Origin of the sequence: Candidatus Nitrosopumilus sp. (assembly GCF_965263415.1) — an archaeon.
Lineage (GTDB): Archaea > Thermoproteota > Nitrososphaeria > Nitrososphaerales > Nitrosopumilaceae > Nitrosopumilus.
In genome coordinates this window covers 772,161-785,094 of record NZ_OZ253671.1, presented here as the reverse complement: position 1 = coordinate 785,094, position 12,934 = coordinate 772,161, and the positions used below count along the sequence as shown (strand labels likewise).

The window sequence follows — 12,934 nt, the reverse complement described above, 5'->3', positions numbered from 1 at the left end:
ATCATTGGAATTTCTGTTAGAAAATATACTTAATCTCATAGGATTTTTGGTAGGACTTGGAATCGGAATAATGTCACTAATTGGATTTCGAAATACAGGTAGTCCAACATTATTTAGATTAACAATTGCATTTTTCTCAATTAGTATAGGATTCTTTGTGATTTGGACAGGATACATGGCAGAAGACTTTGTCATAAAGTCTGGCAACATTGAAAGATGGGTACAAACTTTGGGAATTGCAATCCAAACAGTAGGATACTTTTTCATTGCATTCTCACATAGTATCAAATCATTTTTTCCAAAATCAAGTTACTTTAGATCAGTTGGAATCTTACCATTCTTTCTAGTTTCATCAGTGCAGTTGGAACATCTATTTAGATCAGTTTCATTCATCTTGTTAGCATATGGTGCAATTGAAACAATGCTATCCTACATTGACAATAGAAACAAAGGAGCAATCTCAGTTTCAATTGGATTGGCGTTATTGGCGTTAGGAGAATTCCTTGGATGGTACTCATTTGTATTCCCTGAATCAATTCTCTATTCAGTATCAATGGTGATTAAAATTGGCGGTCTGATTGCACTATTCATTCCAGTTAGCAAGGTTCCTCTAACCAAGATAAAATTTGATGAAGGGTTAGAGTGATTTTTAATCTAGGCTCGAATTTGAACAAAGGGCAAAATTTGTCAAATTCTTTTATCTTTTTGGTATATTGCAAAATATCAACGTCCTATCATAGAAATTCTCAAAATAATCAGTAAGAAATGGCAGAGTATAGAACACATATGAAAATTATTGGCGACATTCTAGCTACTACCAGAGATGATCTTCAAGATGAGGATGGAGCAACAGTAACTTATCTGATTAGAAAAGCAAATGTTTCTCATTCCAGAATTTCAAGAATTCTAAAAACACTAGTTTCTCAAGGTCTCTTAGAGCAAGTTGACAGTCAAGGTTCTAACAAATACAAAATCAGCCAAACAGGTAGAGAATTTCTTCAAGCATATTACAAATTTACAAGCTTTGCAGACAACTTTGGATTAAACATCTAATCTTCATCCAATTCATCTAATTCATCATCAAAGTCATCTTCAAAATCTGTATCCTGATAATCTGGATTAGACATACGTTACCATAGAAAAAATATGATGTTAAAAACTTTTCAAAAGAAAATGGTAATTAAACAAAAAAACTGGGATAAAGCATGAAAGTAAACTGTGACAAGGAAGGAATTGAGAAAGCATCCAAAATAATCGATAATGGAGGAATAGTTGTTTTTCCAACAGATACAGTATATGGGATTGGATGTAATCCTTACAACAAAGAGTCTGCAAAAAAAGTTTACGAGATTAAATCAAGGGATTTTTCAAAACCATTTCCAGTTTTAGTTTACTCTAAAGAGATAGCTAGTCAGATTGCTGAATTTGATGAGATTTCAGAAAAACTTGTAGAGAAATTTTGGCCAGGTCAACTAACAATTCTTTTGAAATTAAAGGATGAAAAATTAAAAGAATCACTAAATCTTTCAGACAAAATTGCACTACGAGTTCCAAATCACAAATGTACGTTAGAATTATTGGAAAAATGTCATTATCTAATTGGAACTAGTGCAAATGTTTCAGGACAACCATCATTTTTTGATCCTCAGGAATGCATCAAGAGTGTGGAAAACTATGATGTTTTTGTTGATGGAGGAACAATTACAAGCAAAGGAGAATCAACAATCGTTGCAATAGAAGATGGCAAGATCAAAATTATCAGAGAAGGTTCTTTGAGCAAAGAGGAGATTTTGAAGGTATGAATCTGATAATAACGTGTGCCAGACATCTAGAGCCAGAAACAGAAGAGGAGTTGAGGGGATTTTTAGATGAATTTGGAGATTCTGATCCCAAAGTTACAATCACAAGCATGTCAGGGATTCTAACTGCTGAAACAAAGCTAGAACCAGTTGAGGTAGTGCGAAAGATCAAGGAGATGCTTCTTGATGAGCCCTGGAGTGTCAGATATTGTTTGAGAATCATTCCAATTCAGAGAATGGTAGAGACAAAACTTGAAGAGATTGAGAAAGTTGTTGAAGAATTAGCTGATGAAATATCTAAAGATGAAAAATACAGAATATCAATTGAGAAAAGAAATTCAGACATGTCTAGTCAGGAAATCATTACAAAAATTGCCAACAAGATAAAAAATCAAGTATCACTAGAGTTTCCAGACAAGGTTGTCTTAATTGAGATTTTGGGCAACAAGACTGGAATTTCTGTGCTAAAAAAATCCGACATTTTAAGCACAGAGAAAACTAAACGCAGTATGTCAGAGTAAGACTGCTGCTTTTTCTACTAGAATATCTTCCAATGGGTTTTTGGAATAAACAGAATCAATTTGTTTTTTTGAAATATTAAATGATTTTTTCAAGAATGCCTCGTTATTTTTTGAAAACAATGGAACAGAAAGTGAAGATAATTCTTTGTACAAGGAATCAAGAGATGTTTTATTTCCAATTGCAATTAAGAGAAAATCAGTTTTTGGTTTAATTCCTGCAGAAGTGATTGCAGCAGAGATTTGTTTTGATATTGCAAAACGCATCAAAATATCAGTTTCAAGTTTATTTGAGAGTAAAACATCATTTTTTTGAGACTCTAGTGAAAGAGATAGTATTTTTTTGAGATGATAACTGTTCAAGACAAATTTACTTGATACTGCTTGGAGTTGAATTTTAGGGAACTTTTCTCTGAGATTATCAAGAAATTTTACATCAATATCATTTTGACCTTTGATTTGGATGACTTGAATCTGTTTTGAGGATACCTTGTAGAGTAGTTTTTTTGAAGCACCGCCATGAATTACAGGAATAATACTAACTACATCATCATTTTGAAGTATAGTCGATTTTCCATCAAGTGCAGAAGAGTCAACACCATTTACTGCAATCAAAATATTTTCAGTATCTAATTTTGGAGAATCATCTGGCTTTGTTTCCAATAACAAGTCAATTAGTTCTTGAATAGTAATGTCAGATTTTTCAAATTCTAATTTTTCTGATGTAAAAGATTTCTTGGCACCGCCAACAAGTTTTACAGTAATCATTATGATGTGTTGTTAAAAGTTTGAAATTAATACTTAGTGCATTATTCAGATTTTTCTTCTGTGGTTTCAGGAGTTGCTTCTGCAGCAGGTGCTTCTGTGGTTTCAGGAGTTGCTTCTGCAGCAGGTGCTTCTGTGGTTTCAGGAGTTGCTTCTGCAGCAGGTGCTTCTGTAGTTTCAGTTGCCTCTACGGGTTTAGGTTCTACTTGAGATTCTTGTTCTAGGGATTTGGAAGCTTCTTCTCGTGCTTGTTTTGCTTTTTCATCACGAATTTCTCTTTTGATATATTTTGTAATGTAACCTGCAACTTCATTTTTGAGTCCTTTTGAGCGAACGATGGATACTTGATCTAGAATTTTTTTGTTATCAGCAAAATCTTCACCAAACTTTGACTTGTGAGTTTCTAAGACTTTGTATGAAAGACTCTTTATTCTATCCACAAATCGTCTAAAGATTAGGGTATTTTATACCTATATTCCAAGATATGCGTTGGAATTTTTTTCCAGTAATAATGCAGTCTCATCAAATGATTTATTCAGAATTTTTGAGGCACAAAAGATCACACTGGGAACAAAGCCAATATCAGCTGATTTCATCTCAAAGCATCTAGAAAATCTCACAGGACCATCAGTTTCAACTAGAATTTTTGATTCATCACATTTTGACAACAAAACCTGTTTGTCATTAGCATAAACCATTACAGGACCAAATGAAACAAAGAATCCCATATCCATGGCCTTTGCAAGTTGTTTTTTGCTTCCATCAAACCAGTGAAGCAAAGCATGTTTGGTATCATATGATGTCATGACTTGAAATACATCATCCAAGCTCTTCCGGGAATGAATTGAAACTGGTTTGTTGAATTTTTCAGCGCAAGATAGCAAAGTTTCAAAGACATGGATTTGTCTTTTAGTGTCTTCATCATTATTTGTATAAGTTGGGTCCAATCCAATCTCTCCAACTCCTGCAAGAGCATCATGATTGTTTTCAATCATGGTGACAACTTTTTCCAGTTCATCATTTGCACATTCAGGATGAATTCCAATAAAGGGTAAAACAAGATCACTTTTTTTTGCAAGCTCCAAGGTCTCTTGTGAATTTTGTGCATCCATAGATACGCAGCATGCTTTGATTTTCAAGGATTTCATTTCTTGTAAAATAAAATGCATGTCAGTAGAATACTGCGGATCAGAGAGATGAATGTGAGAATCAAACTGCCAAGTCATTTCTTGATCAATTCTTAAAATAGTCTGTATAAATCGATTCCTTAGTGATATTTTTTCACTCACTATCTTTTTTCACAAAAAATGAAAACAGAATCCATGAAATCATCAGAATTGGGACTATCTGCAATGTATAGAATTCTAAAAAAAGCAGGTGCTGAAAGAGTCAGTGACGAATCTGCTGATGAATTAAGAAGAGTCATTGAAGAAGTGGCAAACGGCATTGCAAAGAGTGCAGTAGACATGGCTTCTCATGCAGGAAGAAAGACTGTAAAAGGAGAAGACGTAAAATTAGCTTCAAAACCATTTAACAAATTCTAATCTAGATATTCAAACCGGTGTTAACTGATGCAGTCTTGTTTTTGAATGGACAAGATTTTCCTTCACCATCTTCACCCTCACCATCTGGAAGGATGTCAGTTGTTTGTGCATAAACAGAATCCATAGGAAGTGCCATTGCAAATACTGCAACAAGTGCTAGTACTGTAAATAATGCAATTCTTGAATCCATGTGTATCTTAGAACATTTTAGCATTTAAGGAATTCCCAAAATGTAATAGTTATTCTGTTCCTTTAGTTATCAATACAGGGCATTTAGCCTGTGCAAGCACTCCATTTGCCACACTACCCAACACAATCTTTCTAAAACCTGTTCTGCCATGAGATCCAATTACAATCAAATCAATATTGTTCTTATCAGCAAAAGTTACTATTCCATCAGCAGACGAAGGGTTGTGAATCACTTGCATCAAAAATGAAACATTTTTGGCATTTGCTTGCGATTCTAGTTTTTTGAGCATTACAGTTGCTGTGTCTTTCTCTTCATCTTGTATCTCTTGCATCCTTTCAAGTGAAATACCCGCAGATTCAGACACTGTAGATTGTAAAACAGTGATGACTATGAGTTTTGATGCAAATTTTTCTGCAATTTCCAATGCTTTCTCAAAAGCTTTTTGAGAATATCCTGAGCCATCAAACGGAACCAAAATTTTTTCCAATAAAGTATTGGTGTTTCTTTGAATATTTATTGTTAAATTCAAAAATCAATTATGATAATTAGAGATTTGAGTTCAAAGTAGATGTAGATAGATAAAATTTTCAGTGTTTAGGCAGATTGTTTTCATCTAGATAGGCATCCCATGCTATGATTCCACCCTCCAATACCTGAAAGTCAATTCCATGTTGTGCCAACTCATATGTTGCAATGGTTGCACGATTACCAGAGCCACAAATAATCACCACTGGTTTGTCAGTTGGAATCTCAGACAAATTTTCTTCAATGAAGATATCTGCTAGTGGGATGTTTTTACTTCCTGAAATCATAGTTACCTCTAATTCAGAAGGTTCTCGTACATCAAGAAGATAAACGTCATCTTGATTTTGTAATTGTTGGTATAGTTCTTCTGAAGAAGTTACAGTTGGAGTCATCTTTGTTGAAAGTTCACCCCATGACTCTATTCCATCTGCAAGAAAAGAGGTCTTGATTCCTGCATCATTCATAATTTGTGCTGAGTCTAATGCATTATTTTGAGAATCACCAACAAGAACCACATGGATATTTTGTGCTACTTCAGGAATTCTACTAAACATTGTTTTGATTCTTTTATCAAGGGTTGCACCTTCCATCACATCAACTGAAGAGCCTGCAATATGTCCATCCACGTATGAGTTTGAATCCCGCATATCAATTACTACCAGATTAGGATCAAGTGTCATCTGTTGTTCTAGTTCACTTGGAGATAATGAGAATGATTCTTCTAAATCCATAGAAGATGAGACAACACATTCACCAGGATGTTTTAATCCCATATGTTCAGCATGAAGACTACACATATTTCCATATGTTACACCATCAGCCCCACACACTGGATTGTATTCCATTGTACATGCAATTGGAGGTTTTTCAGTTTGCCATCCTCTATGTTTTAGTTTATCTACAGAGTGAGAGGATACACAAGCGGGACTTGCATCATGATGTTTGAACATCAAATGTTTTCCTTCAGCACAAATAATATTTTCAGCAGAAATTCCTGCATGTTTTTGATGATGTGGTCTTAGGTATTCTTTCATGACACCATCCATCATGCAAACTTTTCCTGCATAAGCTCCTGGTCCGCATCGGTCATCTAGCACACACATATCATCAAGGGACACAAATCCTGGGGCACACATTCCTTTGTGTGACATATGATGGTGTCCCATTGTTTTATCTTTCATTCCGTGTTGGCCCATTTGATCATCATGATGCGAACCTCCATGAGATGCAAAGATAGGATCATAATTAACAATTAGAATTAGTGAAAGAATCAAAACTCCAAATAAAATGAAATGTTTCATAATACAATTACGTATTTGTTCTATTTATTTGCCAATGTTCAGATTAATGTCATTCATGAACATACAGTTGAGTCATAGACAATTTCATTATTCTTTGTTATTTCCTATTCAGCAGTATTTGAGATTAAAAGCAAATCATCATATTCAAAATCTGGGAAAAAGCTTGAGACAACTGATTTTTTGAGAAACTCTAGATTTTTCCCTTCTATCATGTAATAGTATCCGTCTCTAAATGTTATTTCATATGTTCTAAAATATTCATGCGTAGTACTGTCTTCATCCATTGCAGTTCCAGCAATTTTGATTTCAGTGTCACCTATATGCCAATACTCCACATTAGATTTTGAAAAATCCTGATGCATTGCTCCAGTTCCCACTATCAAAGTGACATATCCAACTTTGTTTGGAAAATCCAAGTATCTTACAGTAGTAGAATGGTTTTCAGGTGTAATTTCAGACAAGATGTATCCAGCAAACTCGGTTGGAATTGGAGGATACTTTGGATAGTGTTTTGCAAATGATTCGGCAAGAAATTCAGAGTTTTCACGTATTTCATCCAGGGATAAGTTTCTGCCATATGCAATCACACCATTTTCAGATGGAGTAAATGTGGGAGGTTCGACATACATCATTCCATTGTTATCAATTGAAAGTTCAAGATATGGAAGTGCAGTCATTGCAGTTGTTCTATGTGTTGCACCATAAGTTATGGCACCATCAATTACTCGGTACATTCCTCCCTGACATGGATTCTCAATTCGTTGCCGTCCTACATCAGGCCAATATTTTACGATACATGGATCATCTAGCGCCTTTGCACTGTATGCTCTAAATGCAGAAACATCATTTTCTGCACCGCCCATCCACTCAGGCAGCCTAATTAGCATGAATAACTGATGTGTGTCCTCTTTATCCTGAGGGTTAGGATAATAGAAAAATTCCACACTGTTTGGTTTCATTAATGTAATATCTGACCAGTCAACTTCTTGCTCATCTTCATCAATTATAGGAACTTTGTAATGCGTTTTTTCACCGTCTGCATTATTCATTTCAAATTCTACAAAAATATTATCTTCAAATGTAATCTTTGGAAAAGGGCGTTCAGCATAAGGACTGAGTTTCCAATCAGCATCAAAGATTATTTTTTTGTGTAAAGTTTGTCCCACATCGTCACTATATGCATACCAAACTTGAGTGTCATGTCTTTCTGAAAGTCCGGTAAAATGTAAAATTCCATCTAAAGATTCTACGTCAATACGAGCCCCAAACAATTTTGCTTCTCTATCAAACCATTCTGCTTTGTCAGTGCTTATTGCAAACCATATGTTTTTTTCTTCTTGGGAATCCGTATCTTCTCTCCAAACTAAAATGACATTATCATCAAATGCTTCCATGTCAAACTCAAAAGATCGAGTATCAAAACCACTCATGAGTTTTTGTTGTCCAAATGATTCTCCATAATTGTCAGATTTTGTAAAATAAAGATGGGTCAGATGATTATTTTCTTCAGTGATAAAATCCTGATGCCATACAAAATAGAGGATCTCATCAGAAAAATCTATCTTATAATGATCAATATAATTTCTATTCTGACTGATGTTTTTTACTTCGAAAGTTTTGCCGTAATCATCACTTATTGCTAAAAATACATCAGACCAGGACTGCTCAGAGGTAATCCAACTAACAAAGACAAAATTCTCCAAAGTGTAGATTTGCCAATCCCAGAACATGATATTTTCAGTGTGATACAGGTCTTTGGTCAATTCAGTAGAGTCTACGATTAGTGGTTCATCGATAGTAGTTCGAGTAAAGATTAGTTCTGATTTTGTGTGAGAGCCAGCTCCAGCCTGTGTGCCAGTAATCTTGTAGTCATAATTCCGAGTATAATCTGCATCAATCACACAAACATCATTTTTTAGAACAGTTCCAGCAGGGCAAGTTGGATTTGGGAACATAAAGGATGAAGAGAATCCTGCAAACAATATAGCTGCAAGTATAACTCCACTAATTATTGCGATTTTAATTTTCATTTTCTTCTCTTCCTTATTGCATAAATTACAATGAATAAAATTATCAGTATTGCTCCAAGACTCTGAATTATTACAATCACTTCAGGATTTGATATAGTTTCACCCGTTTGCAAATCTCTAAAATCAGATGGTTTTGGTTTCGGTGCACATATTCCATCAACTAACACATATTCATCTTCACAAAGTACCTTTGTTTGTTCTGATTTTTCTCCAGAAAATGGTACAGTGTATACAGTTCTATCCAAGCTTATTCCGCTGTTGGATCTAACATCCCATTGACAAGTATCAAGATCTATCAGATGAGTGTCATTAAGATATCTTAATTCTCCAACATAACCAAGTGGACCATATTTTTCACAATGCTCCAAGATGAATTGTAATCTTTGAGGATCATCAGATTTGGACAAGCTGATGTCTCGGAGTGGGTTACCCATAGGTTCATCATAGCAATTGTATTTCCAGTCAGTAGGGATTTCATTTTTTACTGCTTCTTTGCAATCAAAACTAGGATTTGAAGCATCTAAGGACATTGGAGGAAACCACTTGTCACACATTGAATCATTTCGATGATCTTCTAGACTTGAAAGTCTATAGTCATCTTTCCATTGTAGCATTCGATAATTAGTCTGACCATTCCAATCAAATGCAGTACAAATTATTGTTGGATGTTCATAGCCCACATCATTATTTGCCCAGATTCTATCAGTTTGAATCCATCCATCATAGTTTGTTTCAAGATTTCTGTAGATTGAATCCATAATCAATTCTTCTGTGAGAGGTTCATGAAATACATGAAAACTATCAAAACATGGCATAGATTCACCAAACGGTGTTGGTGCACATGCTGCAAATGCATATGACATTGTTGGTAAAACTAGGAAGCCTCCAATAACTGATAGACCAACAATTATCAAAAATCTAGTTTTCATTTTCTTTTTCTCATATCCGTTTTACCAGTTCTTCTTTTTTGAAAGTCAATTAATGAATAGATGCCAATTCCAATCAGAACAAACACGCTTGCAATAATCATGTAAATTCCAATAGGAGTTGATGTTTTTCCAACTTCAGGTGTTATAGGAACCATTCCTTTGGGCAAATTTTGAGGAGGTTCAGAGGGAAATGTTTCGATACTTAGAATAGATATAGCAACTCCCAATATGAGAGAAATTACTGCACCTATTGCGATGTATCTAGTTTTCATTTTCTAGTTCCTTAGGATTTCTTTCCAACAATTCTTCTACACATGCATCAAAGTCATCCGGATCAATACCATCATCCAAACTAACCCATTCAAGAGAATATGGTGCACTCCTATCAAACATTGTAGAATATTTTACCAGATGTTTTATCATGTCCTCAGTACAGATTTTTGGAATATCATATCCCCAAAATGCAGGATGTCTGTTTCCAGGACCTCCCCATGTTTTATCAAATTCATCAGTATTTTCTACAGACACCATATTCCATCTCGATTTAGTAAATTCTGTTTCATGTGCACATTGTTCAAAGTCTTCTTGATTCATTCCAGAGGGCAACACTACATCTTCCATTACAAAGTGTTCCTCAGGTAAGCTTATGTTGGAATATGTCAGTAAAAGTATCTTCATTTCATTAGTACAGATATCTGCAAATGGCAAATGTTTTACATCTCCATCATAGTCAATTGCATATCCATCTATCTCATCAGTAGTCATCCAATTGCGTTTAACAAGGTCTATGACGCTGTTAGGTTTTACACATGCAGGAGAGCCACTATGTTTCTGTAGTAAAACCAGACCATCATTGCATTTTACTTTAGAGGGTTCTACTCCATTTTCTGCTTGAAATCTTGGAGGTGTATAATATGCTAAATATCCATTTGGTGCACCACACGTATCAAACATTTCTTCTGCCAATCCCAAAGGAAAAGATCCTACCAGTTCAAAAGACATTGTAGGTAAAACTCCAAAGGTTATTTGCCTGTGAGTCTGGTTTGCAATCTGTTCTGCCTGTATGTCATGCTCATACAATCCGTCATGAGATATTGTATCAGAATATTGTTCTTCATAGTTTGCAAGCAGCATCAAGTCATCAGGATCACAGTTTCTAAAAATAGAATCAACGACATTTCTTGGGACAGTAATTGTAATGACATCTTCTTGCGTTGCGTTTATTTTTCCTCTAAATCCTAATTCGTCTTTATGATGCTCAAATGTAGCAGTGCTGTCTTTTTCAAAACTATGTTGTACTTGTATAGGCTCCCAAAAGCTGTCCCAGTATGCACCATAGTCAAATTTTCCATTCTCATCAATACATGCTTCTCTGTGTTGTTCTGAGCATTCTGCAAAAACAGCTCCACCCCAGCGAACAGAATCATCGGAATTTTCTTCTGTATCATCTACTACACATATACCGTCTTGCAGTGTTGTTCCAGGACCACAGTTAGTATAGACAGGTTCATCGGGTACAGGTTCAGGTTCAGGTGTAGCATAAACAGTGCCAAAAGCACCTACAAAAACCAAAGCAATTATCAAAAAACTAGTTTTCATTTTCTTTCTCCAACCATTTCAATATCTCAAAAATGTGTTCATCAGGAGGAAAAACAGGGTAAAACACCTTTAGGATTTTGGAATTTTTAACAATCAGTGTTAGTCGTCTATACAATGTATTTCCATCAACTGCAAAGACAGGAACATTGAGTTTCTTTTGAAATTCTAGTTTGTTATCAGATACTAGAATTTGTGATAAATTCCTTAATGTAGACAATTTCTCTAGATCTGCAATTGGTTGCGAAGAAATTCCAATTGGAATAGCATCATGTTTTTCAAGTTCTACCATGTGTTTGGTAATTGAAATATTTTGAGGAGTGCATCCACGTGCACCAGGAATGTCATTCCATCCGGATGGTAATTCTTTTTCAGGCATACTCATCATTGGGAAAAAATACAAGATTCCATATTTTTTCTCAATTGCAGACAAATCAAAAAAACTGTTTTTAGTTGAGGGTAAAATGAGATTTGGGATTGTTCTTCCTAAGAGATGAGATGCCTTACCGTCATTTTTTGGTACAGGAAGATCTACTGAAAGTTTTGTATAACTATCGTTCATTGTTAAAACAAGAATCCCATATTTCCCATAGGTTTTGTAATAAATCTTGAAATTTTCATTCTATATTCATAATAGCATTCAGTACACATTCCACCACTATCAAGAGATTTTTTTGGATTACCACAACATATGCATCTAGTCATACTTTGTTCATTAAACTCTGATTTCTCAAGAGTTACAGATTTTACTTGATTTTTTATCTCTTCAATCTCATCATTTGAGAGATTTTCTAAAATTAATGCATCAACATAGGCACGATTCTCAGAAAACAAGTGTAACCCACGTGCAAGTTTCATCTGAATAGATTCAAGACGTTCCTTGTCTCCAATGTTTTTTGATATTAGTAAATCAATGTTTTTGATTTCAATTTGACGGAATTTGAAATTATTCATTTTTCTTCAGAATCACCAACAAGACCAAAACTATTTTTGTCTTGATCATAAACAGTACACATTATTCCTCCCCAAACTTGTTTTTCAGGTTTTGTGATTTCAATTCCTTTTGATTGAAGTTCCTGATATGTATCATCAATGTTTTTTGTAAAAAACCAAATCCCAGTTGGAGTACCAATTTTAAGATCTAGTTTTGTTGATTTTTGTTCAGACCATTTCTCAACACTGGTAGGATCTGCCAAGCTAAGTACAGTTTTAGAGTTTTTTGGTCCTACCACTATCCATCGAAATCCTGTAACATCTGTATCTAGTTTTGATTCAAATCCTAGTTTCTCAGTGTAGAATTCTAATGCCTTTTGTTGATCAGAAACCATTACAGTCATACCTTCGATTTCGTCAATCATCACAAAAAATTAAGAAATGTGACTCATAAAGTATTCGTATTATTGACATCATTAGAATAAGATGATACCTTCATATAATATGAGGACTAATTAGAAGAAAATGGGATTGACTGCATGTAAAAACAAATGTCAAACATTTGAGAAAGGATCAAAGCCTACAGCCTATGAAAAAGGTGGGTGTTATTGCAATAACTGTGACTATTATTTTGAAAAAAGATTCCTTAGATGTCCTTGCTGCAATACCCGTACACGTTTTTCAAATCGCTCAAACAGAAGCAGACGAGAGACAGAATTAGCTCGAATATGAGAACAAATCAAAAATTTCAGGAATAATCATCATTCAACTGCCATATGGGGGTCAAAAATGGGCATATTTAGG

Annotated in this window: 18 protein-coding genes; 5 read left to right on the top strand and 13 right to left on the bottom strand. The window is 34.7% G+C overall.

Annotation, left to right across the window (positions count from 1 at the left end):
* Positions 1–4 precede the first annotated feature (4 nt).
* From ACQY22_RS05255 to ACQY22_RS05240, 4 genes are all read left to right on the top strand, one after another.
* Entirely contained in the window at positions 5–646 is a 642-nt protein-coding gene (locus ACQY22_RS05255; RefSeq protein ID WP_428325459.1) for a hypothetical protein, read from the top strand.
* Between the two features lie 119 nt (positions 647–765).
* A complete protein-coding gene (locus ACQY22_RS05250; RefSeq protein ID WP_428325458.1) occupies positions 766–1,053 on the top strand; it encodes a winged helix-turn-helix domain-containing protein in 288 nt (95 codons plus the stop codon).
* A 152-nt stretch (positions 1,054–1,205) separates the two neighbouring features.
* Entirely contained in the window at positions 1,206–1,802 is a 597-nt protein-coding gene (locus tag ACQY22_RS05245; RefSeq protein ID WP_428325457.1) for an L-threonylcarbamoyladenylate synthase, read from the top strand.
* Positions 1,799–2,320, top strand: a complete 522-nt coding sequence (locus ACQY22_RS05240; RefSeq protein ID WP_428325456.1) for a THUMP domain-containing protein — start codon at positions 1,799–1,801, stop codon at positions 2,318–2,320. The genes ACQY22_RS05245 and ACQY22_RS05240 overlap by 4 nt, the downstream gene beginning before the upstream one ends.
* Here the strand turns inward: ACQY22_RS05240 and cgi121 are convergent.
* The 3 genes from cgi121 to ACQY22_RS05225 are packed head-to-tail and all read right to left on the bottom strand — an operon-like array spanning position 2,312 to position 4,308.
* Positions 2,312–3,085: a KEOPS complex subunit Cgi121 gene (gene cgi121 / locus ACQY22_RS05235; protein ID WP_428325455.1), complete on the bottom strand. Its 774-nt coding sequence runs from the start codon at positions 3,083–3,085 to the stop codon at positions 2,312–2,314. The two genes, ACQY22_RS05240 and cgi121, sit on opposite strands and share 9 nt — an antisense overlap.
* A 41-nt stretch (positions 3,086–3,126) precedes the next feature.
* Positions 3,127–3,522, bottom strand: a complete 396-nt coding sequence (locus ACQY22_RS05230; RefSeq protein ID WP_428325454.1) for a hypothetical protein — start codon at positions 3,520–3,522, stop codon at positions 3,127–3,129.
* Positions 3,523–3,552: 30 nt separating this feature from the next.
* The gene (locus tag ACQY22_RS05225) at positions 3,553–4,308 is read right to left on the bottom strand and encodes a TatD family hydrolase (protein ID WP_428325526.1); all 756 of its coding nucleotides are present in this window, start codon (positions 4,306–4,308) and stop codon (positions 3,553–3,555) included.
* 96 nt (positions 4,309–4,404) lie between these two features.
* On the opposite strand from ACQY22_RS05225, the gene ACQY22_RS05220 reads away from it, so the two are divergent.
* A complete protein-coding gene (locus ACQY22_RS05220) occupies positions 4,405–4,626 on the top strand; it encodes a histone family protein (RefSeq protein WP_048071117.1) in 222 nt (73 codons plus the stop codon).
* Position 4,627: 1 nt separating this feature from the next.
* On the opposite strand, the gene ACQY22_RS05215 is transcribed toward ACQY22_RS05220, so the two are convergent.
* The 10 genes from ACQY22_RS05215 to ACQY22_RS05170 form a co-directional block, all read right to left on the bottom strand.
* Entirely contained in the window at positions 4,628–4,816 is a 189-nt protein-coding gene (locus ACQY22_RS05215; RefSeq protein ID WP_428325453.1) for a hypothetical protein, read from the bottom strand.
* A gap of 49 nt (positions 4,817–4,865) precedes the next feature.
* Positions 4,866–5,303 (bottom strand): universal stress protein, encoded by a 438-nt coding sequence (locus ACQY22_RS05210; protein WP_428325452.1) that lies wholly within the window; start codon positions 5,301–5,303, stop codon positions 4,866–4,868.
* Positions 5,304–5,403: 100 nt separating this feature from the next.
* Entirely contained in the window at positions 5,404–6,642 is a 1,239-nt protein-coding gene (locus ACQY22_RS05205) for a rhodanese-like domain-containing protein (protein ID WP_428325451.1), read from the bottom strand.
* A 104-nt stretch (positions 6,643–6,746) separates the two neighbouring features.
* Positions 6,747–8,672: a hypothetical protein gene (locus ACQY22_RS05200; protein WP_428325450.1), complete on the bottom strand. Its 1,926-nt coding sequence runs from the start codon at positions 8,670–8,672 to the stop codon at positions 6,747–6,749.
* Entirely contained in the window at positions 8,669–9,601 is a 933-nt protein-coding gene (locus ACQY22_RS05195) for a hypothetical protein (protein ID WP_428325449.1), read from the bottom strand. The genes ACQY22_RS05200 and ACQY22_RS05195 overlap by 4 nt, the downstream gene beginning before the upstream one ends.
* On the bottom strand, positions 9,598–9,873 hold the full coding sequence (locus tag ACQY22_RS05190; RefSeq protein ID WP_428325448.1) for a hypothetical protein: 276 nt from the start codon (positions 9,871–9,873) through the stop codon (positions 9,598–9,600). The genes ACQY22_RS05195 and ACQY22_RS05190 overlap by 4 nt, the downstream gene beginning before the upstream one ends.
* Positions 9,863–11,200 carry a hypothetical protein gene (locus tag ACQY22_RS05185; protein WP_428325447.1) on the bottom strand — a complete coding sequence of 446 codons (1,338 nt, stop codon included), beginning with the start codon at positions 11,198–11,200 and terminating at the stop codon, positions 9,863–9,865. Before ACQY22_RS05185 ends, ACQY22_RS05190 begins: the two co-directional genes overlap by 11 nt.
* Positions 11,190–11,759 (bottom strand): redoxin family protein, encoded by a 570-nt coding sequence (locus tag ACQY22_RS05180; protein WP_428325446.1) that lies wholly within the window; start codon positions 11,757–11,759, stop codon positions 11,190–11,192. The genes ACQY22_RS05185 and ACQY22_RS05180 overlap by 11 nt, the downstream gene beginning before the upstream one ends.
* Positions 11,760–11,761: 2 nt before the next feature.
* Positions 11,762–12,151, bottom strand: a complete 390-nt coding sequence (locus ACQY22_RS05175) for a hypothetical protein (RefSeq protein WP_428325445.1) — start codon at positions 12,149–12,151, stop codon at positions 11,762–11,764.
* Positions 12,148–12,555: a VOC family protein gene (locus ACQY22_RS05170; protein WP_428325444.1), complete on the bottom strand. Its 408-nt coding sequence runs from the start codon at positions 12,553–12,555 to the stop codon at positions 12,148–12,150. The genes ACQY22_RS05175 and ACQY22_RS05170 overlap by 4 nt, the downstream gene beginning before the upstream one ends.
* Positions 12,556–12,934: the final 379 nt, after the last annotated feature.

Bases quoted from the DNA above. Each gene is read 5' to 3' on its own strand.
- ACQY22_RS05250 (WP_428325458.1), top strand. From the start codon at position 766: ATGGCAGAGTATAGAACACATATGAAAATTATTGGCGACATTCTAGCT.
- ACQY22_RS05245 (WP_428325457.1), top strand. From the start codon at position 1,206: ATGAAAGTAAACTGTGACAAGGAAGGAATTGAGAAAGCATCCAAAATA.
- ACQY22_RS05240 (WP_428325456.1), top strand. From the start codon at position 1,799: ATGAATCTGATAATAACGTGTGCCAGACATCTAGAGCCAGAAACAGAA.
- cgi121 (WP_428325455.1), bottom strand. From the start codon at position 3,085: ATGATTACTGTAAAACTTGTTGGCGGTGCCAAGAAATCTTTTACATCA.
- ACQY22_RS05225 (WP_428325526.1), bottom strand. From the start codon at position 4,308: ATGACTTGGCAGTTTGATTCTCACATTCATCTCTCTGATCCGCAGTAT.
- ACQY22_RS05220 (WP_048071117.1), top strand. From the start codon at position 4,405: ATGAAATCATCAGAATTGGGACTATCTGCAATGTATAGAATTCTAAAA.
- ACQY22_RS05215 (WP_428325453.1), bottom strand. From the start codon at position 4,816: ATGGATTCAAGAATTGCATTATTTACAGTACTAGCACTTGTTGCAGTA.
- ACQY22_RS05205 (WP_428325451.1), bottom strand. From the start codon at position 6,642: ATGAAACATTTCATTTTATTTGGAGTTTTGATTCTTTCACTAATTCTA.
- ACQY22_RS05200 (WP_428325450.1), bottom strand. From the start codon at position 8,672: ATGAAAATTAAAATCGCAATAATTAGTGGAGTTATACTTGCAGCTATA.
- ACQY22_RS05195 (WP_428325449.1), bottom strand. From the start codon at position 9,601: ATGAAAACTAGATTTTTGATAATTGTTGGTCTATCAGTTATTGGAGGC.
- ACQY22_RS05190 (WP_428325448.1), bottom strand. From the start codon at position 9,873: ATGAAAACTAGATACATCGCAATAGGTGCAGTAATTTCTCTCATATTG.
- ACQY22_RS05185 (WP_428325447.1), bottom strand. From the start codon at position 11,200: ATGAAAACTAGTTTTTTGATAATTGCTTTGGTTTTTGTAGGTGCTTTT.
- ACQY22_RS05180 (WP_428325446.1), bottom strand. From the start codon at position 11,759: ATGAACGATAGTTATACAAAACTTTCAGTAGATCTTCCTGTACCAAAA.
- ACQY22_RS05175 (WP_428325445.1), bottom strand. From the start codon at position 12,151: ATGAATAATTTCAAATTCCGTCAAATTGAAATCAAAAACATTGATTTA.
- ACQY22_RS05170 (WP_428325444.1), bottom strand. From the start codon at position 12,555: ATGATTGACGAAATCGAAGGTATGACTGTAATGGTTTCTGATCAACAA.